Origin of the sequence: Streptomyces sp. NPDC059201, assembly GCF_042754585.1 — a bacterium.
In the GTDB taxonomy this organism is placed as follows: domain Bacteria; phylum Actinomycetota; class Actinomycetes; order Streptomycetales; family Streptomycetaceae; genus Streptomyces.
In genome coordinates this window covers 22549-41910 of sequence record NZ_JBHZBB010000006.1, presented here as the reverse complement: position 1 = coordinate 41910, position 19362 = coordinate 22549, and the positions used below count along the sequence as shown (strand labels likewise).

The following is a 19362-nucleotide window of genomic DNA, read 5'->3' as shown; positions in this document are numbered from 1 at the left end:
GTGCGGGGTCGCCCCCGCGCGGGTCACTTCTTCTTGCCGCGCTTCTCGCGCACGCGGACCGAGATGTGGATCGGGGTGCCCTCGAAGCCGAACTCCTCGCGCAGCCGGCGCTCGATGAAGCGGCGGTAGCCGGCCTCCAGGAAGCCGGAGGCGAAGAGCACGAAGCGCGGGGGCTTGGTGCCGGCCTGGGTGCCGAAGAGGATGCGGGGCTGCTTGCCGCCGCGGATCGGGTGCGGGTGGGCCGCGACCAGCTCGCCGAGGAAGGCGTTGAGCCGGCCGGTGGGGACGCGGGTCTCCCAGCCGGCGAGGGCGGTCTCGATGGCCGGGACCAGCTTCTCCATGTGGCGGCCGGTCTTCGCGGAGACGTTGACCCGGGGCGCCCAGGCGACCTGCTGCATCTCCGTCTCGATCTCGCGCTCCAGGTAGTAACGGCGCTCCTCGTCGAGCTCGTCCCACTTGTTGTACGCGATGACGATGGCGCGGCCGGACTCGACGGCCATCGTGATGATCCGCTGGTCCTGGACCGAGATGTTGTCGGTGGTGTCGATGAGGATGACCGCGACCTCGGCCTTCTCCACGGCGGCGGCCGTGCGGAGGGAGGCGTAGTAGTCGGCGCCGGCCTGGAGGTGGACCTTCTTGCGGATGCCGGCGGTGTCGACGAACTTCCAGGTCACGCCGCCGAGCTCGATGAGCTCGTCGACCGGGTCGCGGGTGGTGCCGGCCAGCTCGTTGACGACCACGCGGTCCTCGCGGGCGACCTTGTTGAGCAGGGAGGACTTGCCGACGTTGGGGCGGCCGATGAGGGCGATGCGGCGGGGGCCGCCGACGGCCTTGCCGAAGGTCTGCTCGGGGGCCTCGGGCAGCTTCTTCAGGACCTCGTCGAGGAGGTCGCCGGTGCCGCGGCCGTGCAGCGAGGAGACGGGGAACGGCTCGCCGAGGCCCAGCGACCAGAGCGTGGCCGCGTCGGCCTCGCCGGACTGGCCGTCGACCTTGTTGGCGGCCAGGACGACCGGCTTGCCGGCGCGGCGGAGCAGCTTGACGACGGCCTCGTCGGTGTCGGTGGCGCCGACGGTGGCGTCCACGACGAAGAGGCAGGCGTCCGCGGCCTCGATGGCGTACTCGGCCTGGGTGGCGACGGAGGCGTCGATGCCGAGGACGTCCTGCTCCCAGCCGCCGGTGTCGACGACCTTGAAGCGGCGGCCCGCCCACTCGGCCTCGTAGGTGACGCGGTCGCGGGTGACGCCGGGCTTGTCCTCGACGACCGCCTCGCGGCGCCCGATGATGCGGTTCACCAGGGTCGACTTGCCGACGTTCGGGCGGCCGACGACGGCGAGGACGGGGAGCGGGCCGTGGCCCGCCTCCTCGATCGCCTCCTCGACGGCCTCGACGTCGAAGCCCTCTTCCGCGGCGAGCTCCATGAACTCCGCGTACTCGGCGTCGCCAAGTGCCCCGTGGTCGTGCTGGTCGTTCATGAAGTCCGTTCCTTGATCATTCGTGGTCGGTGGTCCCGGCCGGCCGGAGCCGTGGTCCCACTACTGAAGTGTCACTCAGCGCCCGGTGAGGCGCCTGGCGTTTTTCAGGTGGCCGGTGAGGTGCTCCTGGATGCGGAGCGTGGCCTCGTCCAGCGCCTTGCGGGTACGCCGCCCGCTGCCGTCCCCGGCGTCGAAGGCGTCGCCGAAGACGACGTCCACCCGGCTGCGGAGGGCCGGCAGCCCCTTCACCAGCCGTCCGGGCCGCTCGGTGCTGCCCAGCACCGCGACCGGGACGATCGGGGCGCCGCTGCGGACGGCGAAGTAGGCGAGACCGACGCGGAGCGAGGCGAAGTCGCCCTCGCCGCGGGTCCCCTCGGGGAAGATCCCGAGGACACCGCCCTGCTCCAGCACGCCGAGCGCGTTGCCTATCGCGTGGCGGTCGGTGGAGTCCCGGTCGACCTTGAGCTGTCCGATGCCTTCCAGGAAGTTGCCCAGCGGCCCGACGAACGCCTCCTTCTTGATGAGGAAGTGCACGGGGCGCGGGGCGGTGCCCATGAGCATGGGGCCGTCGATGTTGTGCGCGTGGTTGACGGCGAGGATGACGGGGCCGGAGGCCGGGACCCGCCAGGCGCCGAGGACACGCGGCTTCCAGAAGCCGTACATCAGCCCGATGCCGATGCGACGGCCGACGGCGGCGCCCTTCGCCGAGGGCTGGGTCACTTGGCGGCCGTCCGCTTCTCCTCGACGAGGGTGACGACGCACTCGATGACCTGGTCGAGGGTGAGCTCGGTGGTGTCGACCTCGACCGCGTCCCCGGCCTTGGCGAGCGGGGAGGTCTTGCGGCTGGAGTCCGCCGCGTCCCGCTTGACCAGGGCCTCCTGCGTGGCCCGCACGTCGGCGCCCTTCAGCTCGCCGGAGCGGCGGGCGGCGCGGGCCTCGGGCGAGGCGGTGAGGAAGATCTTGAGGTCGGCGTCGGGCAGGACGGTCGTGCCGATGTCCCGGCCCTCGACGACGATGCCGGGCACGGCCTCGCGGGCGATGCCGCGCTGGAGCTCGGTGATGAGCGCGCGGACCTCGGGGACGGCGCTGACCGCGCTGACCCGGGAGGTGACCTCCTCGGTCCGGATCGGGCCGGACGCGTCGACGCCGTCGACCGTGATGGTCGGGCGGGACGGGTCGGTGCCGGAGACGATGACGGGCTTGCCGGAGGCGTCGGCGACGGCCACGGCGTCGTTCACGTCGATCCCGTTGCTGATCATCCACCAGGTGATCGCCCGGTACTGGGCACCGGTGTCCAGGTAGTTCAGCCCCAGCTTGGCGGCGACCGCCTTCGAGGTGCTCGACTTGCCCGTGCCGGAGGGGCCGTCGATGGCGACGATCACGGATTCCACGGTGAGGGGGACCTTCCTGGGGGAGCGGCGACCCCGGCGGCAGTCCGGGACCCCTACAAGGTTACCGAGTCCCCCACCCCGTCCGGCCCAACGGTTCCCCGCCCCCCGTTCCGGCGCCCCTGAGGGTGACGGGCGTCTCAGGAGGTGACGGGCGTCTAGGGGGTGCGGAGGGCCCACCCCTGCGACTGGAGGGCCTGGGAGAGGGCCGGGGCAGCCTTGGGGTCGACCATGAGCTGGACGAGGCCCGCCTGCTGGCCGGTCGCGTGCTCGATGCGGACGTCCTCGATGTTGACCCCCGCCCGGCCGGCGTCCGCGAAGATGCGGGCCAGCTCGCCGGGCCGGTCGCTGATGAGGACGGCGACGGTCTCGTACGCGGTGGGCGCGGCGCCGTGCTTGCCGGGCACCCGGGCCCGCCCGGCGTTGCCGCGCCGCAGCACGTCCTCGACGCCGGTGGCGCCCGCCCGCCGCTTCTCCTCGTCCGTGGACTGGAGCGCCCGCAGCGCCCGTACCGTCTCGTCCAGGTCCGCCGCGACGCCGGAGAGGACGTCGGCGACGGGGCCGGGGTTGGCGGCGAGGATCTCGATCCACATGCGCGGGTCGGAAGCGGCGATCCTCGTGACGTCCCGTATCCCCTGCCCGCAGAGGCGTACGGCCGACTCCTCGGCCTCTTCCAGGCGCGCCGCGACCATCGAGGAGACGAGCTGCGGGGTGTGGGAGACGAGGGCGACGGCGCGGTCGTGGGCGTCGGCGTCCATGACGACGGGCACGGCCCGGCAGAACGCGACGAGCTCCAGCGCGAGGTTGAGGACCTCGGTGTCGGTGTCCCGGGTCGGGGTGAGCACCCAGGGCCGGCCCTCGAAGAGGTCGGCGGTGGCCGCGAGCGGGCCCGAGCGCTCCTTGCCGGACATGGGATGGCTGCCGATGTACGGGGCGAGGTCGAGGTCCATCGCCTCCAGCTCCCGCCGCGGGCCGCCTTTGACGCTGGCCACGTCGAGGTAGGCGCGGGCGGCCCCCGCGCGCATGGCCTCGGCGAGGGTGGCGGCGACGTGCGCCGGCGGTACGGCGACGATCGCGAGGTCCACCGGGCCCTCGGGCTCCGCGTCGGTGCCCGCCCCGAGGGACGCGGCGGTCAGGGCGCTCGCCGGGTCGTGGTCGCGGAGGTGGACCGTGACGCCCCGGCCGGCGAGGGCGAGGGCGGCGGAGGTGCCGATCAGTCCGGTACCGATGACGAGCGCTGTTCTCACGGGGCGATGTCCTTGGGGGCGCGGGTTCGTGGGGCGGGGCCCCTGCCCGCTGTGGCGTACGGGGCGGGGCGGGCAGGGGCCCAGCCTAGTCAGCCGCCGGGCCCACGCGCGCGTGCGCCCGCCCTGCGGGACGCGGGGCGGGCGCGGAGCCGGGGTACGGACCCGGGGTACGGATCCCGGGGTACGGCCCAGGGGTACGGCCCAGGGGTACGGACCCGGGCTCAGAGCTTCTGGGACCGGATGATGTCCTCCAGCGAGCCGCCCTGCGGCAGCGATCCGCCCGGCGTCAGCTTGTCGACGGCCTGCGGCAGCGACTGCGCGATCTCGTCGGCGGCCTGCTGCGGGGTGACCCCGGCCTCCTGCGCGACCTTCTGGAGGGTCTCGTCGGGGAGGGCCTGGGCGATCTGGGCGCCGTCGACGGGCTTGTTGTCGCCGGTGCCGATCCAGGACTGGGCCTGGTCGGCGAGGCCGGACTTCGTGAGCATGTCGAGGAGCCCGCCGAGCGGGTTCTGGCCTGCCGCACCGGCCGCACCGGCCGCGCCGCCGCTCCCCTGACCGCCGCTCGTGAGGGCGCCGAGCAGGGAGCCCAGGATGCCGCCGGCCCCTCCGCTGCCGCCCTGCCCTCCGCCCCCGCCGAGCAGGGAGCCGAGGAGACTGCCGAGATCGTTTCCCGCCATGGTTCTGCCTTTCGTGCGGAGCGCCCCGGCGAGGACCGGGGCGGAACAGCCCCAATCTCACCCATACCGACCCATTCCGCCACCCGGCGTAAGAGCGGACCCGAGCGCGGACCGGCGACCCGGTAGAAAGGGCGGATGCTGCTCCATGTCGTACCGCTGGCCGAGTGGTCCGCGGACCCCGGTCTCCCCTACGCCCCGCCGTCGCTCGCCGCCGAGGGCTTCGTGCACTGCTCGCCGGACGAGCGGGCCGCCCTGGCGATCGCCGACGCCCACTACCGGAAGGTGCCCGGCCCCCTCCTGGTGCTGGTCATCGACGAGTCCCTGCTCTCCGGGGAGGTCCGCTGGGAGGGCGCGGAGGGCCGGCTCTTCCCGCACGTGTACGGCCCGGTCGAGCGGGCCGCGGTGACCGCCGTCCTGGAGGTGCTGCGGGACGCGGACGGCCGTGCGAGGGAGTTGGCGCCCCGGGTGTAGCCCGGGTCCGGCGTGTTGCGGGGGCGGTGGCCCGGACGGCGCGAAGCTGGGCCGTATGACTTCACGGACGACACCCCGCCGGACGGTCCTCCTCGCCGCCGCGGCCCTCACGACGGCGACCGCGGCGACGACCACCGGCTGCGGCTCGGACGGCGGGGGCGGCGACGGCGGTACGGAGACGAGCGCCCCGGCCACCACCTCGCCGACCGCCACCGCGGAGCAGACCGCGACCGAGCCCACCGGCACGGCGACCGCGACCACGACGGGCCCGGCCGGCACCCCGCTGGCGAGCACCTCGGAGATCCCGGTGGGCGGCGGCACGGTCTTCGCGGACCGCAAGGTGGTCGTCACCCAGCCGACCGAGGGCGAGTTCAAGGCGTTCTCGGCGATCTGCACCCACCAGGGCTGCACGGTGAACAAGGTGGCGGACGGCACGATCGACTGCCCGTGCCACGGCTCGAAGTTCGCCATCACCGACGGGGCGGTGAAGGCGGGGCCCGCGCCCCGGCCGCTGCCCGCCGAGGAGATCACCGTCTCCGGGGAGACGATCACCCTCGCGTAGCCTGACCGCCATGGACATGTCCCCCGAGGCACTGGTGCGCGAGCACACCGTCTACGCCTGCGTGATGGGCTCGCGCGCCTTCGGTCTGGCGACCGAGGACAGCGACACCGACGTGCGGGGCGTCTACCTCGCCCCGACGCCGCTGTTCTGGCGCTTCGACAAGCCTCCGGCACATGTGGAGGGCCCGGCCCCGGAGCAGTTCAGCTGGGAGCTGGAACGCTTCTGCGAGCTGGCCCTCCGGAACAACCCCAACGTCCTGGAGTGCCTCCACTCCCCCCTCGTCACCCACACCACCGAGTGGGGCCACGAACTCCTCGCCCTGCGCGGCGCCTTCCTCTCCCGCCAGGCGCACGGCACCTTCGTGCGGTACGCGGGCGGCCAGCGCCGCAAGCTGGAGGCGGACGTCCGCCAGTACGGGCATCCGCGCTGGAAGCACGCCATGCACCTGCTGCGCCTGCTCCGCAGCTGCCGGGACCTGCTCCGCACCGGCGAGCTGCGGATCGACGTGGGCGAGGACCGCGAGCGGCTGCTCGCCGTCAAGCGCGGCGAGCTCACCTGGCCGGAGGTCGAGACCTGGATGAACCGCCTCCAGGACGAGGCCGACACCGCCCTCGACACCAGCCCGCTGCCCGCCGCCCCCGACCACGCGCGCGTGCAGGACCTCCTGGTCCGCGCCCGCCGCGCCTCAGCCCTTCAGGACGTCTAGCCGGGCCCGTACGACGAGGTCGTGGAGGGCGTCGCCGGCGCGGACCGCGTCGGCGAGTCCCGAGGACTCCTGCGCCGCGTCGAGCGTCCCGTGCAGCGCCTCCACCTCGGCTCGTACGTCCTCCGTCACGACCCCGGCGGCGCCGTGCTCGGCGGCCGTCTTCGCGGCGACCAGGTCGGGGATCCGCGCGGGGGCCTCCGGCACCTCCCCGACGAGGGTCGGCAGATGGGCCTGGACCTCGCCCGAGCGCATCAGGTGGATGCCGGTGAGCAGCGCCCGGTAGGTGTAGAGCAGCGGCTTCAGCTCGCCGTTCTTCTCGAAGAGCCGCCACTGGGTCGCGGCGAAGCCCCGGTAGTGGTGGGCGTGGTGGGAGGTGAGCACCCCGGGCACGAGCGCGGTCAGCTCGGCGTGGACCGGGGTGGTGTGCACGACCAGCGGCGAGGTGAGCTGCTCCAGGACGTAGCCGTTGCGGCGCAGCATCAGCCGGGCGAACTTCCGCAGGTCGTGCGTGACGAGGTCCATCTCGACGCCGTCCCGGTCCCACATCCGGTCCCGGGTCTCCTCGGGCTCGCGGAGCCCGACCAGCGCCTCCGCCGGGAGCAGGTGGGCGCCCCGCAGGTCCACGTCGGAGTCCTGGGAGGGGAAGCCGTACAGGTGGGCACCGGAGACCGTGGCGAAGAGGAGGGGGTCCGGTTCCCCGGCCACCACGGAGGTCAGTTCGGCCTGGTGGGCCTCAAGGGTGAGCGTCATGGGCCCACAGCCTCCCAGACTCCGCTCACGCGTCCCAGAGGGCCCCGAGGGCCAGCAGCTCGTCCCGGTGCTCGATCCGCGCGGTCCACGCCTCCGGCCAGGCGGCGGCGCCGAGGTGCGCCCCGGCGAAGGCTCCGGCGAGGGCGGCGATCGAGTCGGAGTCGCCGCGCGTGCAGGCGGCCCGGCGCAGCGCGGTCAGCGGCTCGCCGGGGAAGAGCAGGAAGCAGAGCAGCCCGGTGGCGAGCGCCTCCTCCGCGATCCACCCGTCGCCCGTGTACGTACAGGGGTCGAGCTCCGGGTCGGCGGTGCGCTGCACGGCGTCGAGCCGTTCGAGCACGGCGAGGCACTCGTCCCAGCCGCGCCGGACGAAGTGCAGGGCGTCGGGGTCCTGGGAGCGGGTCCACAGGTCGCCGAGCCACCGCTCGTGGTACCGGTCGCGGTTCTCGTACGCGTACGAGCGCAGCTGTCCGACGAGCCCGGCCGGGTCGACCCCCTGGGCGAGCAGCCACACGGCCCGCGCGGTGAGGTCGGAGGCGGCGAGCCCGGTGGGGTGCCCGTGGGTGAGCGCGGCCTGGAGCTGGGCGGCCCCCGCGGCGGCCTCCCCGTACTCGCGCATCAGGCCGAGGGGCGCGACCCGCATGTTGGCGCCGCAGCCCTTGGAGTGGATCTGACTGGCGTCCTGCCAGCGGCGGTCGGTGGTGAGGAGGCCGCAGGCCATCAGGCAGGTGCGGCCCGGGGCCCGGTTGTTCTCGGGCGAGCGGTACCAGTCGACGAACTCCTTGCGCAGGGTGTCGGCGAACCGTTCCGGCCCGGCCACCCCGCGTTCCTGGCAGGCACGGAGGGCCCGGGCCACCGACAGGGTCATCTGGGTGTCGTCGGTGATCTTGCCGTCGTCGGGCAGCGGCAGCTCACGCCAGGGCCCGTACCAGCTGGTGATCTTCGGTACGTCGATGAACTCGGTGAGGCGGCCCAGCGCGTCCCCCAGCGCCAGCCCCATCAGCGTCCCCGTCGCGGCCTGCTTGGTCATGCGGAGGGTCATGTGGTTCGTCCTTCCGGTCGGAGCAGTGGCGGGTGGAGGGCCGTGGCCTCTCCCGCCCGGTAGAGCGCGGCCGGTTTCCCCCGTCCGCCGGTGCGGCGCGGCGGTCCTTCCAGGGCCTCGACGAAGCCGGGCGTGGTGAGGACCTTGCGCCGGAAGTTGGGGCGGTCCAGCGGGACGCCCCAGACCGTCTCGTACACCTCCCGCAGCTCGCCGAGGGTGAACTCGGGCGGGCAGAAGGCGGTGGCGAGGCAGGTGTACTCCAGCTTGGCGCCGACGCGCGTCCGGGCGTCGGCGAGGATGCGGTCGTGGTCGAAGGCGAGCGGCGGGACCTCGTCGTAGGGCAGCCAGCGGGCCTCCGCGGCGTCGCCGCCGCCGCGCGGTTCGGGCAGGTCGGGGACGAGCGCCGTGTACGCGACCGAGACGACCCGCATCCTCGGGTCGCGGTCGGGTTCGGTGTAGGTGCGGAGCTGTTCGAGGTGGAGTCCGGCGACGGTGGCGCCGGGCAGCCCGGTCTCCTCGGCGAGCTCGCGGCGCGCGGCGGCGCCGGCGGACTCGCGGGGCAGCACGAAGCCGCCGGGGAGCGCCCAGGCACCGGCGTACGGTTCCTGGCCGCGCTGGACGAGGAGGACGTGCAGCCGTCCCGCGCGGACGGTGAGGACGGCGAGGTCGACGGTGACGGCGAAGGGCTCGAAGGCCCGGGGGTCGTACCCCTCGGGGGGGTTCATCGGCGCTCCGGAAGGGGTGCGGTGAGGTGCGCGCCCTCGGCGAGGAGCGCGTCGACGGCGGCGACGGCGGTGGCGAGGCGTTCCTCGTGGGGGCCGGTGAGGACGACGGTGCGGCGGCCGCTGTGGCTGAGCCGGGTGAGGAGGCGGGCGGTGGTCCAGGCCCGCAGGCCGTCCGCGTCGCCCTCCCCGGCGCGGACGCCCCGGTGGTCGGTGAGGAGCCAGAGGTGGTGCCGGCCCCGGGCGGCGACGGCGCCGGTGTCGGGGCTGGCGGTGCCGAGGCGGCGCTCGTGCCGGACGGTGGCGGTGAAGGCGTCGGTGTCGCAGACGAGGAGGGGCGAGCCCGCGCGGGCGGCCTCCTCCTCCCGCTCGGCCTGCTCCTGCGCGAGGACGGCGAAGTCGGCGGAGCGCGTACGGGTCCCGGTGCCGGCTCCCGCCTCGCGCCCCGGTCCGTACGCGTACCCGGCGTCGGGGACGTACCGGGTGCGCGCCCAGACGCCGCCGCGCCGCCGGTAGTGGGCGGCGAGGGCGCGGGCCAGGGTGGTGGTGCCGGTGGAGCCGGCGCCGAGGACGACGACCCGGCGGGTGAGCGCGGCCCGTACGGGCGCGGCCAGCTCCTCCCAGTGGGCGGCGGGGTCGGCGCGGACGTCGGCGCCGGAGACGGGGTGGGTGCGGCGCTCGGGGTCGACGAGGACGTGGACGGCGCCGAGCCTTCGGGCGAGCGCGTTCCCGTCCGGCGCCGAGGTGAACAGCGCGTCGACGGGCTCGGTCACGGCGGTCAGGACGGTCTCCACCGAGGCCGGGTGTCCGGTGAGGTCGGCGCCGACGACCAGGGCCTCGGGGTGGATCTCGCGCATCCATCCCACCCGCTCCTCCAGCGTCAGCGGCGGCGGGTCCTCGGCGGAGCCGGTGACGAGGACGGTGACGCGCGCGCAGCGGTCGAGGGCGGTGCGGACGAGGAAGTGGTGGCCGGCGTGGGGCGGGCGGAACCGGCCGGGGACGAGGCCGTGCCCGTGGCGCGTACCGCTCATGAGGTCACCTCCGGAGGTCGCCGGAGGGTCTCCACCGTCCTCGCCGCCGACGGCCGCGTCCCTGGTCCACCCCCGTGGGCCCAGGTCCGCCGGCCGTGGTCGGCGAGGACGGTGGAGAGGTTCATGCCGGCTCCTTAAGAGTCACCTTGACTATAAAAGACGGCGGGCCCCGGACACAAGGCCGGACATGGGAGGAGGCCCGTGCCCCGCGCGGATCGCGCGGGGCACGGGCCTCCTGCCGGAAGAACCTCGCCGGAACCCTTACAGGCCGACTTCCTTCATCAGCATGCCGACCTCGGTGTTGGACAGGCGGCGCAGCCAGCCCGACTTCTGGTCGCCCAGCCCGATGGGGCCGAAGGCGGTGCGGACCAGCTTCTCCACCGGGAAGCCCGCCTCGGCGAGCATGCGGCGCACGATGTGCTTGCGGCCCTCGTGGAGCACGACCTCGACCAGGTAGTTCTTGCCGAGCTGCTCGACCACGCGGAAGTGGTCGGCGCGGGCGTAGCCGTCCTCCAGCTCGATGCCGTCCTTGAGCCGCTTGCCGACCTCGCGGGGCAGCGGGCCGGTGACGGCGGCGAGGTAGGTCTTCTTCACCCCGTACTTGGGGTGGGTGAGACGGTGGGCCAGCTCGCCGTGGTTGGTGAGCAGGATGATGCCCTCGGTCTCCGTGTCGAGCCGGCCGACGTGGAAGAGCCGGGTCTCGCGGTTGGTGACGTAGTCGCCCAGGCACTGGCGGCCGTCCGGGTCCTCCATGGTGGAGACGACGCCGGCCGGCTTGTTCAGCGCGAAGAACTGGTACGACTGGGTGGCGACGGACAGGCCGTCGACGCGGATCTCGTCGCTCTCCGCCACGCGGAGGCCCTGCTCCAGGACGATCTCGCCGTTGACCTCGACGCGGGCCTGCTCGATCAGCTCCTCGCAGGCGCGGCGCGAGCCGTAGCCGGCGCGGGCCAGGACCTTCTGGAGCCGCTCGCCCTCCTGCTCGGCGCCCGGGAAGGTCTTGGGGGTCTTGACCTGGGGCTTGTTCGCGTACCGCTCCCGGTTGCGCTCCTCGGCCCGGGCGTCGTACTCGCGCGAGCGCGACGGCGCGGCCGTGCGGCCGCCGCCCCGCTGCTGCTGCTGCCTGGGGGACTGCTTCGGGCCGCCCTTGGCGCCGCCGCGGGCCGCGTCGCCGCGGCCCTTGCGGGCGCCGGTGCCGCCCTTGGGGCTGTCGGAGGGCATGCTCACGTCGTAGCTGCGCTCCTCGGGGCGGGCCTTGCGCGGGCGGCCGGCGCTCTGGCCGCGCTCGTCGCGGCCGTTGCCCGCTCCCCGGTAGTTGTCGCCGCGGCCGCCGCTCTTGGCACCACGGCTCCCGCCGTTGTTTCCGCTGTTCCTGCCGCTGCTGCTTCGCATCACGCTTCCGTCGTCTCTTCGTCCACTGGTTCGTCCCTGTCGGGATCGAACGACGGAACGCCTTCCAGGGAATCCGGTTCGACCGCGTCCGCCTCGGGGAGGAAGGGCGCGAGCTCCGGGAGCTCGTCCAGGCCGCGCAGGCCCATCCGCTCCAGGAAGTAGTTCGTCGTCCTGTACAGGATCGCACCTGTTTCGGGTTCCGCGCCCGCCTCCTCCACCAGACCCCGCTGGAGCAGGGTCCGCATCACGCCGTCGCAGTTGACCCCGCGGACGGCGGAGACCCGGGAGCGGCTGACCGGCTGGCGGTACGCGACCACCGCCAGGGTCTCCAGGGCCGCCTGGGTCAGCCGGGCCTGCTGGCCGTCCAGGACGAAGGACTCGACGGCGGCGGCGTGGGCGGGGCGGGTGTAGTAGCGCCAGCCGCCGGCGACCCGGCGCAGCTCGAAGCCGCGCCCGTCGGCGGTGTACTCGTCGGCCAGCTCGTGCAGGGCGTCGGCGACCTCGCGCGGGGTGCGGCCGAGGACCTTGGCGAGGTGGGTCTCGGTGGCGGGCTCGTCGACGACCATGAGGACGGCTTCGAGGGCGGGCTTGAGGTCGCTCATGCGGGCTCCGGTGCTTCCTGGTCGAACTCTGCCGTGACACGGGTCTCACCGTCGCCGCCGGTCCAGGAGACGGTGAGGTCGCCGAGGGGGTCCTCCTGGTCGAGGGAGACGGCCTTCTCCCGGTAGAGCTCCAGGAGGGCGAGGAAGCGGGCGACGACGGTGAGGGTGTCCCCCGCGTCCTCGATCAGCTCCCGGAAGTGCGCGGTGCCGCGCTCGCGCAGCAGGGCGGCGACGATCCCCGCCTGCTCCTGGACGCTGACGAGCGGGGCGTGGATGTGGTCGACGTAGACCTGCGGTTCGGCCCTGGGCTGCATGGCCTTCACGGCGAGCTTCGCGAAGCCCTCGGCGCCGATGGAGATGACGACCTCGGGCAGCAGCTCGGCGTGGTGCGGCTCCAGGCCGACGGTGCGGGGGTGGCGCCGGCCCTCGGTCTCCCAGCGCTCGGCGAAGATCTCGGCGATCCGCTTGTACGCGCGGTACTGGAGGAGCCGCGCGAAGAGCAGGTCCCGGGCCTCCAGGAGCACGAGGTCCGCCTCGTCCTCGACCTCGGCGGCGGGCAGCAGCCGGGCGGCCTTGAGGTCCAGGAGGGTGGCGGCGACGACCAGGAACTCGGTGGTCTGGTCGAGGTCCCCGTCCGGCCCGAGCGCCCGCAGGTGGGCCATGAACTCGTCGGTGACCTGCGAGAGCGCGACCTCGGTGACGTCCAGCTTGTGTTTGGTGATCAGCTGGAGCAGCAGATCGAACGGCCCCTCGAAGTTGGCCAGCCGCACGGTGAACCGCCCGTCCCCCGGCGCTTCGGGGGGTACGGCCCCGGCCTCGCCGTCCGGCGCTTCAGGAGCCGGTACGACCTCCGGTACGGCCTCCGGCTCCGCGTCCGGCAGCCCGCCGCCCCGTCCCAGCGCGCGGCGGCGCGGTGGGCGGGACGTTTCGTCAGCGTGCGGGTGCATCGGGGGCGGTTCCAGGGGTGCGGGGGCGGGGCCGCCCGCAGGCTACCGTCAGCGGCCGCGCAGACGGCGGACGAGGATGCTCGCGTCGCCGCGGGACTCCAGGTCCGCCAGGACCACGGCGACCGCCTCGCGGACGATCCTGCCGCGGTCGACGGCGAGGCCGTGCTCGCCGCGCAGCACGAGCCGGGCGTGCTCCAGGTCCATCAGCTCCTCGGCGGAGACGTAGACCGTGATCTTCTCGTCGTGCCGTTCCCGGCCGCTGGGGCGCCGGTTGGCGGCCCGGCCCCGGCGCCGTGCGGGTGCGGCCGCCTGCGCGGCCGCCTTCACGGGGGCGGGCTGCTGCGCGGGGACCGGCTCGTTCTCCCGGGCGCGCGGCTCGGCCGCCTCCGAGTCGGCCGCCGCGTGCTCGGCGGAGCCGGCGGCACCGCCGTCCGCGCCGGCCGCCGTGTCGCTCTCACCCGCCGGAGCGGGAACGGTTCGGCGGGGCGAGGACGACTGAAGCGCCATCCCCCCGGTCGTACGGAAGAGTTCGTCGGCTCCGGGCAGACTCACTCGGCGTGACACCGGGCGAGCACCTCCCTGGCGAGCTGGCGGTAGGCGGCGGCGCCCACGGAGTTGGAGGCGTACGTGGTGATGGGCTCGCCGGCGACCGTGGTCTCCGGGAAGCGCACCGTCCGGCCGATCACCGTGTGGTACACGTGGTCGTCGAATGCCTCGACGACCCGCGCGAGCACCTCGCGGGAGTGGACGGTCCGGGAGTCGTACATCGTGGCGAGGATGCCGTCGAGCTCCAGCTCGGGGTTGAGCCGCTCCTGCACCTTCTCGATGGTCTCGGTCAGCAGGGCGACACCGCGCAGCGCGAAGAACTCGCACTCCAGCGGCACGATCACCTTGTGAGCCGCCGTCAGGGCGTTCACGGTCAGCAGGCCGAGCGAGGGCTGACAGTCGATCACGATGTAGTCGTAGTCGTTCATCAGCGGCTTGAGGGCGCGCTGGAGCGTGGACTCGCGCGCGACCTCGGAGACCAGCTGCACCTCGGCGGCGGAGAGGTCGATGTTGCTCGGCAGCAGGTCCATGTTGGGGACCGCCGTCTTGAGCAGCACCTCGTCCGCCGACATGCCCCGCTCCATGAGCAGGTTGTAGACGGTGAGGTCGAGCTCCATCGGGTTCACGCCGAGGCCGACCGACAGGGCGCCCTGCGGGTCGAAGTCGACGAGCAGCACCCGTCGTCCGTACTCGGCGAGCGCGGCGCCCAGATTGATGGTCGACGTGGTCTTTCCGACGCCGCCCTTCTGGTTGCACATCGCGATGATCTTGGCGGGACCGTGGTCGGTCAGCGGGCCCGGGATCGGGAAGTACGGCAGCGGCCGTCCGGTCGGGCCGATCCGCTCGCGGCGCTGGCGGGCAGCGTCGGGCGCGAGGGTGGCCGCGTACTCCGGGTCGGGCTCGTACTCGGCGTCGGGGTCGTAGAAGTGCCCCTCGGGCAGCTCGTCGTAGGCGGCGAAGTGGGTGGACTCTCGGCCCATCTCGTTGCCGGCCGTGGCGTTCACGTGTAGGCCGTCCATCGTCTTCAGCGTGTGGGTTGTCGTCATGGGCTGGTGCGTCGCGAAGGTCCGCACCGCGACGGAACCGACCGGGGCACCTGGCGCAGCGCTCCCGGGAGTAAATGTCGACTCATTCACAAGTCGTCTTACCTCCTTGGACGTGACCAGGAACATTTATCGATAGGTCAGCGTGGCACCATGCCGACGGTTGGCGACTCTATGGCGTGTCACCGCTCCGCAGCAACACAATCGCCCGGACCCGGCCGGTTGTGTCGGCAACCGAAGACGCCTCTGTCAAGGGTGCGCAGCCACGCATCCACACGTTTCAGGGGTGTGCGAAACGGTTAAAGGGTTACGTTCGAGGCGAGTTGACCGAACGTTTTGGCGTGGCCGGAGACACAGCCGGCCGGACCTTGTCGAACAAGGTCCGGCCGGGTGCGTGACATTGACGGTGGGGTTGACGGGGAGGCCCGTCGGGACCGCCGGTGGGCGCCTGAGCGTCAGCCGATGAGGGTGCTCAGCTCGACGTGCTCGTAGCCGTGCGCCTCGGCGACCTCCTTGTAAACCACCTTGCCGTCATGGGTGTTGAGACCCAGGGCGAGGGCGGAGTCGCGGCGGATCGCCTCGGCCCAGCCGTTGTTCGCCAGCGACACGATGTAGGGCAGCGTGGCGTTGGTGAGCGCGTAGGTGGAGGTGTTCGGGACGGCGCCGGGCATGTTGGCGACGCAGTAGAAGACCGAGTTGTGGACCTGGAAGGTCGGCTCGGCGTGGGTGGTCGGGTACGAGTCCTCGAAGCAGCCGCCCTGGTCGATCGCAATGTCGACAAGGACACTTCCGGGCTTCATCTTGGCGACGAGCTCGTTGGTGACCAGCTTCGGGGCCTTGGCGCCCGGGATGAGGACGGCGCCGATGACGAGGTCGGCCTCGACGACGGCCTTCTCCAGCTCGTAGGCGTTGGAGACCATCGTCTGCACCTGGGTGCCGAAGATCTTGTCGGCCTCGCGGAGCTTGTTGATGTCGCGGTCGAGCAGGGTCACGTGGAAGCCCATGCCGACGGCGATCTGGGTGGCGTTCCAGCCGGAGACGCCGCCGCCGATGACGACGGCCTTGCCGGCGTGGGTGCCGGGGACGCCGCCGGGGAGGACGCCGCGGCCGCCGGCCGGGCGCATCAGGTGGTAGGCGCCGACCTGCGGGGCCAGGCGGCCCGCGACCTCGGACATCGGGGCGAGCAGCGGGAGCGCGCGGTTCGCGGTCTCGACCGTCTCGTAGGCGATGGCGGTGGTGCCGGACTCCAGGAGGGCGTCCGTGCACTCCTTGGAAGCGGCCAGGTGCAGGTAGGTGAAGAGCGTCTGGTCCTTGCGGAGGCGGTGGTACTCCTCCGCGATCGGCTCCTTGACCTTGAGCAGCAGGTCGGCCGTGGCCCACACCTCGTCGGCGGTGGGGAGGATCAGGGCGCCCGCGGCGACGTACTCCTCGTCCGTGATCGAGGAGCCGACGCCGGCGTTCTGCTCGATGAAGACCTGGTGGCCGTTGCGGACGAGCTCGTGGACACCGGCGGGGGTGATGGCCACGCGGAACTCGTTGTTCTTGACCTCGCGGGGGATGCCGACCTTCATCGTCGATCACGGTCCTTGAATCAGGGGGATAACTGGTGCACTGCGATACATACCCGGATGCACTGCGGCACACCGAGGCAGACCACGTTCGAACGCGGCGGAACCAGTCTAATGAAGGAGTTCCCGCTGTCTAGCCTTTCAAAGTACTAATCTTCTGCGGACCCACTGCGGATTTCGTAGGCGAAGCGTTCCGTTTCCAGCAGACGGTCCGCCGCGGCCCGGTGCAGCCGCGCCGCGGCGGGGTCTCCGAGCCGGTCGAGGGTGTCGGCGAGCCGCAGCTGGAGGGCCGCCTGGAGCCGGGTGTCCTGGGCGCGGCGGGCCCACTCGACCGCCTCCTCGCAGGTGCGCAGCGACTCCTCGGGACGCCCCGCGTACTCCTGCACCCGGGCCGCCTCGCTCAACGCCCGTGCGTGGCCCGGGAGATCGCCGAGCCTGCGGTATCCGGCCGCGGCCGCCCGCCAGTGCCGCAGCGCCTCCCCGTACCGCCCGGCATAGGTCTGTACGGCGCCGAGGCGGGCGTACAGGCGCGCCTGGTCGGCCCGCTCGTCGTGGGCGAGGCGCTGGGCGAGGGCGCGGCCGTACCAGTCGCCGGCCCGCTGCCAGTCGCCGAGCTCCTGGTAGCTGCCACCTACGGATTCCATTGCGCGACCGGTCGCGTACGGATCATTTGCTTGCCTTCCGGCCTCCCATGCCAACCGATATCGCAGCAGAGCGTCCTTCGCGCGGCCGGTCCCGGCATCGAGGTCGCCGAGGTTGAGCAGGGCCGCGGCCCGCTCGCGGTGCAGTCCGCGCCGCTCGGCCACGTCGAGGACGAGCCGGTGCAGCCCGTACAGGTCGGGGGCGGCGGCCTCGGCGCCGCCGTGCGCGGTGAGCGCGCGCACCAGGGAGGCGATGAGCCGGCGGGCGAGCGTGTCCAGTTCGCCGTCGGCGACGGCGAGCCGGGCGCAGGCCAGCAGCTCCGTCCGGCGGGAGGCCAGCCACCGCGCGGCGTCGTCGGGGGTGGGGAAGCGCAGGGCGCGCGGCAGTCCGGCGAGCTTGCGCCGGGCCGGTGAGCCCTCGGGTTCGGTGACCGCGCGGCAGGACTGGAGGAGCCGTACGGTCCGCTCCAGCATCCGAGCCCGGGCGAGCTGCACCTCGGCGGGCCGGTCGCGCTCCTCCAGCTGGGCGCGGAGCAGGGGGACGAGATGGCCGGGGACCTCGTACCGCCCGTCGGCGGGGTCGGCGGCCCCGGCGACCAGGCCCAGGCGGGCGAAGTCCGCGAGCGTGGTCGCCGCCGCCTGGACCGAGCAGCCGGCCAGGGCGGAGGCGGTGTGGGCGTCGGCCCGGCCGAGCGGGGCGAGCGCCAGGTAGCGCAGTATCCGGGCGGCCGGCTGGGGCAGCGCCTGGTGGGCGAGGAGGAAGGTACGGGTGAGGGGGTCGCCGTTCAGGCCGCGCAGCCGCTTCGCGAGGTCGGCGACGGAGGTCTCGGGCCGGCCGGCCAGCCAGCCGCCGGCGAGGACCACCGCGCCGGGCAGTCCGCCGCACTCCTCCACGAGGGCCTCGGCGGCCTGCGGGTCGACGGTGATGCGGACCGAGCCGGTGGCGGAGGTCAGCAGTTCGATGGCGGACTTCGCGTCGAGCCCGCCGAGGGTGCAGGGCCGGACGTCCGGGATGCCGGTGAGCGGGCCCCGGGCGACGGCGACGACGAGGGCGGCGGGGTTGTCGGGGAGCAGCGGATCGGCCTGTTCGGCGTCGACGGCGTCGTCGAGCAGCAGCACCGCCCGGCGTCCGGCGAGCGCCTCGCGGACGAGCTCGGTCAGCTCGTCCTCGGCGGCGCCGGGCGGTTCGGCGACCCCGAGGTCGCGGAGGAGTCCGCGGGCGGCGCGGGCGGTGGGGACGGGCTCCCCGCCGGGCTCGGTGAGCCGGACCCGGTAGACCCCGTCGGGGTAGCGGGAGGCGACCGAGGCGATCAGTTCCTCGGCGAGCGCGGTGCGGCCGGAGCCGGGGCGCCCCGCGACGAGGAGGACGCGGGCGCGGGGCTCCTTGCGGCCGGTGAGGGTGTCCAGACCGGTCCGCTCGATGTCGGCGCGGAGGGCCTTCAACTCCCGCTGCCGGCCGTAGAACTGCCGGCTGCCGGCCGCCGCCACCGCCTGATCCGTCACGGGCCACACTCCCGTCCACCTGCGCACGAGCCGATCCCGCGAGGGACTCCGCACGGGCGTGTACGAGCGTAGTTCAGCCCCCGCGGCGGACCCGGCGGAGCGCGGCGGACACATCCCCCGATCGGATCAGCACACAGTCACACCGGCGGCCCCACGTCGCCCCCGCCTCGCCCCGTGTGGGCAATCGTCCCGCAGGGCGGGACGGGTGGGCACACGGGACGGTGCCCTCAGCGGCACCTCCGCGCTCCGCGCCCCGACCCGCAGCGCGAGCGCGGCGCACAGGCAGTGCGGGTTCAGGCACGGAAGCCTCTGGCGCCGGCAAGGCGCCGTCCGTTGTGCCCACCCGTTCCGCCCCGGCGGAACGCATGCCCACAACGGACGGGGGCGCGGCCCGCAGCGGGACCCGGGTGCGTTACGGCGAGAAGGGGCGGGCCGGCCAGGGGGCTTCGGCGGGGCGGAGGGCTTCCAGGGTGTCGGTCGCGCGGGCCGCGGCGAGCGCCAGGACGCCCACCACCAGGCAGTTGTTGTGCAGCTCGCCCGCGAAGACCCCCCGCACCAGCTCGTCCAGCGGCACCCGCGCCACCTCCATGTCCGCCTCCTCCTCGGAGACCGCGTACCGCTCCCCCTCCGCCTCGGCGAGATCCCGCGCCAGGAAGATCCGTACCGCCTCGTCGCAACCGCCCGGCGTGGTGTAGACGTCCGTCAGCACCCGCCACTCCCCCGCCTTGGCGTGCGCCTCCTCGTACAGCTCCCGCTGCGCCGCGTGCAGCGGGTTCTCGCCGGGCACGTCGAGCAGTCCGGCCGGGATCTCCCACAGCTTCTGCCGCACCGGGTGCCGGTACTGCCGCAGCACGAGCACCCGGTCCTGGTCGTCCAGGGCCAGGACGGCCACGGAGCCCGGGTGGACCTGGTAGTCGCGGCGGGCGACGGAGCCGTCCGGCATGACCACGTCGTCCGTGCGGACACTCGTCTTGTTTCCCTTGAAGGGGGTGGTCGTGGCGACGACCCGCCACTCCTCCGGGGTGTCCTGCACCTGCATCGTCTGGTCCTCCCAC

At 73.6% G+C, this 19362-nt stretch carries 20 protein-coding genes; 3 read left to right on the top strand and 17 right to left on the bottom strand.

Going from position 1 to position 19362, the window contains the following annotated elements:
- Window positions 1-23: 23 nt before the first annotated feature.
- The 5 genes from der to ACFXMG_RS20310 all read right to left on the bottom strand — a co-directional run bounded on the left by der (window position 24) and on the right by ACFXMG_RS20310 (window position 4784).
- Entirely contained in the window at window positions 24-1472 is a 1449-nt protein-coding gene (gene der / locus ACFXMG_RS20330) for a ribosome biogenesis GTPase Der (RefSeq protein ID WP_383830619.1), read from the bottom strand.
- A 75-nt stretch (window positions 1473-1547) separates the two neighbouring features.
- Window positions 1548-2234, bottom strand: coding sequence for a lysophospholipid acyltransferase family protein (locus ACFXMG_RS20325; RefSeq protein WP_383830616.1), 687 nt, complete (start codon window positions 2232-2234; stop codon window positions 1548-1550).
- Window positions 2189-2863: a (d)CMP kinase gene (gene cmk, locus ACFXMG_RS20320; RefSeq protein ID WP_383830613.1), complete on the bottom strand. Its 675-nt coding sequence runs from the start codon at window positions 2861-2863 to the stop codon at window positions 2189-2191. Before cmk ends, ACFXMG_RS20325 begins: the two co-directional genes overlap by 46 nt.
- 155 nt (window positions 2864-3018) lie before the next feature.
- Window positions 3019-4107, bottom strand: a complete 1089-nt coding sequence (locus tag ACFXMG_RS20315; RefSeq protein WP_383830610.1) for a prephenate dehydrogenase — start codon at window positions 4105-4107, stop codon at window positions 3019-3021.
- Window positions 4108-4328: 221 nt separating this feature from the next.
- Window positions 4329-4784 carry a YidB family protein gene (locus ACFXMG_RS20310; protein WP_383830607.1) on the bottom strand — a complete coding sequence of 152 codons (456 nt, stop codon included), beginning with the start codon at window positions 4782-4784 and terminating at the stop codon, window positions 4329-4331.
- A 135-nt stretch (window positions 4785-4919) separates the two neighbouring features.
- Here ACFXMG_RS20310 and ACFXMG_RS20305 point away from each other — a divergent pair, with 135 nt between their 5' ends.
- Genes ACFXMG_RS20305 through ACFXMG_RS20295 form a run of 3 tightly spaced genes read left to right on the top strand, consistent with a single transcriptional unit; the run spans window position 4920 to window position 6523 of the window.
- Window positions 4920-5255, top strand: a complete 336-nt coding sequence (locus ACFXMG_RS20305; RefSeq protein WP_383830604.1) for a DUF952 domain-containing protein — start codon at window positions 4920-4922, stop codon at window positions 5253-5255.
- 55 nt (window positions 5256-5310) lie between these two features.
- Complete coding sequence (locus tag ACFXMG_RS20300) at window positions 5311-5817, top strand: Rieske (2Fe-2S) protein (protein ID WP_383830601.1); 507 nt, start codon at window positions 5311-5313, stop codon at window positions 5815-5817.
- Window positions 5818-5833: 16 nt separating this feature from the next.
- Entirely contained in the window at window positions 5834-6523 is a 690-nt protein-coding gene (locus ACFXMG_RS20295; RefSeq protein WP_383830622.1) for a DNA polymerase beta superfamily protein, read from the top strand.
- Here the strand turns inward: ACFXMG_RS20295 and ACFXMG_RS20290 are convergent.
- From ACFXMG_RS20290 to ACFXMG_RS20235, 12 genes are all read right to left on the bottom strand, one after another.
- On the bottom strand, window positions 6503-7273 hold the full coding sequence (locus ACFXMG_RS20290) for a DNA polymerase beta superfamily protein (RefSeq protein WP_383830598.1): 771 nt from the start codon (window positions 7271-7273) through the stop codon (window positions 6503-6505). The two genes, ACFXMG_RS20295 and ACFXMG_RS20290, sit on opposite strands and share 21 nt — an antisense overlap.
- Window positions 7274-7298: 25 nt before the next feature.
- Window positions 7299-8312 (bottom strand): ADP-ribosylglycohydrolase family protein, encoded by a 1014-nt coding sequence (locus tag ACFXMG_RS20285; protein ID WP_383830595.1) that lies wholly within the window; start codon window positions 8310-8312, stop codon window positions 7299-7301.
- Window positions 8309-9037: an NUDIX domain-containing protein gene (locus tag ACFXMG_RS20280; protein WP_383830592.1), complete on the bottom strand. Its 729-nt coding sequence runs from the start codon at window positions 9035-9037 to the stop codon at window positions 8309-8311. The genes ACFXMG_RS20285 and ACFXMG_RS20280 overlap by 4 nt, the downstream gene beginning before the upstream one ends.
- Window positions 9034-10065, bottom strand: coding sequence for an AAA family ATPase (locus ACFXMG_RS20275; protein WP_383830589.1), 1032 nt, complete (start codon window positions 10063-10065; stop codon window positions 9034-9036). The genes ACFXMG_RS20280 and ACFXMG_RS20275 overlap by 4 nt, the downstream gene beginning before the upstream one ends.
- Before the next feature lie 261 nt (window positions 10066-10326).
- Entirely contained in the window at window positions 10327-11457 is a 1131-nt protein-coding gene (locus ACFXMG_RS20270) for a pseudouridine synthase (RefSeq protein ID WP_383828751.1), read from the bottom strand.
- On the bottom strand, window positions 11457-12059 hold the full coding sequence (gene scpB, locus ACFXMG_RS20265; protein ID WP_383828749.1) for an SMC-Scp complex subunit ScpB: 603 nt from the start codon (window positions 12057-12059) through the stop codon (window positions 11457-11459). Before scpB ends, ACFXMG_RS20270 begins: the two co-directional genes overlap by 1 nt.
- Window positions 12056-13006, bottom strand: a complete 951-nt coding sequence (locus ACFXMG_RS20260; protein ID WP_383828747.1) for a segregation and condensation protein A — start codon at window positions 13004-13006, stop codon at window positions 12056-12058. Before ACFXMG_RS20260 ends, scpB begins: the two co-directional genes overlap by 4 nt.
- Window positions 13007-13054: 48 nt before the next feature.
- Window positions 13055-13558, bottom strand: coding sequence for a hypothetical protein (locus ACFXMG_RS20255; RefSeq protein ID WP_383828757.1), 504 nt, complete (start codon window positions 13556-13558; stop codon window positions 13055-13057).
- Entirely contained in the window at window positions 13555-14598 is a 1044-nt protein-coding gene (locus tag ACFXMG_RS20250; RefSeq protein WP_226651714.1) for a ParA family protein, read from the bottom strand. The genes ACFXMG_RS20255 and ACFXMG_RS20250 overlap by 4 nt, the downstream gene beginning before the upstream one ends.
- Before the next feature lie 452 nt (window positions 14599-15050).
- Entirely contained in the window at window positions 15051-16166 is a 1116-nt protein-coding gene (gene ald / locus ACFXMG_RS20245; RefSeq protein WP_383828745.1) for an alanine dehydrogenase, read from the bottom strand.
- Window positions 16167-16312: 146 nt separating this feature from the next.
- Window positions 16313-18307, bottom strand: a complete 1995-nt coding sequence (locus ACFXMG_RS20240; RefSeq protein WP_383828743.1) for a tetratricopeptide repeat protein — start codon at window positions 18305-18307, stop codon at window positions 16313-16315.
- A gap of 412 nt (window positions 18308-18719) precedes the next feature.
- Window positions 18720-19346, bottom strand: a complete 627-nt coding sequence (locus ACFXMG_RS20235; RefSeq protein WP_383828741.1) for an NUDIX domain-containing protein — start codon at window positions 19344-19346, stop codon at window positions 18720-18722.
- Window positions 19347-19362: the final 16 nt, after the last annotated feature.

Coding starts and splice junctions, on each gene's coding strand:
- ACFXMG_RS20310 (WP_383830607.1), bottom strand. CDS start 4,784: ATGGCGGGAAACGATCTCGGCAGTCTCCTCGGCTCCCTGCTCGGCGGG.
- ACFXMG_RS20295 (WP_383830622.1), top strand. CDS start 5,834: ATGTCCCCCGAGGCACTGGTGCGCGAGCACACCGTCTACGCCTGCGTG.
- der (WP_383830619.1), bottom strand. CDS start 1,472: ATGAACGACCAGCACGACCACGGGGCACTTGGCGACGCCGAGTACGCG.
- ACFXMG_RS20275 (WP_383830589.1), bottom strand. CDS start 10,065: ATGAGCGGTACGCGCCACGGGCACGGCCTCGTCCCCGGCCGGTTCCGC.
- ACFXMG_RS20300 (WP_383830601.1), top strand. CDS start 5,311: ATGACTTCACGGACGACACCCCGCCGGACGGTCCTCCTCGCCGCCGCG.
- ACFXMG_RS20270 (WP_383828751.1), bottom strand. CDS start 11,457: ATGCGAAGCAGCAGCGGCAGGAACAGCGGAAACAACGGCGGGAGCCGT.
- ACFXMG_RS20235 (WP_383828741.1), bottom strand. CDS start 19,346: ATGCAGGTGCAGGACACCCCGGAGGAGTGGCGGGTCGTCGCCACGACC.
- ald (WP_383828745.1), bottom strand. CDS start 16,166: ATGAAGGTCGGCATCCCCCGCGAGGTCAAGAACAACGAGTTCCGCGTG.
- scpB (WP_383828749.1), bottom strand. CDS start 12,059: ATGAGCGACCTCAAGCCCGCCCTCGAAGCCGTCCTCATGGTCGTCGAC.
- ACFXMG_RS20285 (WP_383830595.1), bottom strand. CDS start 8,312: ATGACCCTCCGCATGACCAAGCAGGCCGCGACGGGGACGCTGATGGGG.
- ACFXMG_RS20250 (WP_226651714.1), bottom strand. CDS start 14,598: ATGACGACAACCCACACGCTGAAGACGATGGACGGCCTACACGTGAAC.
- ACFXMG_RS20305 (WP_383830604.1), top strand. CDS start 4,920: ATGCTGCTCCATGTCGTACCGCTGGCCGAGTGGTCCGCGGACCCCGGT.
- ACFXMG_RS20280 (WP_383830592.1), bottom strand. CDS start 9,037: ATGAACCCCCCCGAGGGGTACGACCCCCGGGCCTTCGAGCCCTTCGCC.
- ACFXMG_RS20260 (WP_383828747.1), bottom strand. CDS start 13,006: ATGCACCCGCACGCTGACGAAACGTCCCGCCCACCGCGCCGCCGCGCG.
- ACFXMG_RS20290 (WP_383830598.1), bottom strand. CDS start 7,273: ATGACGCTCACCCTTGAGGCCCACCAGGCCGAACTGACCTCCGTGGTG.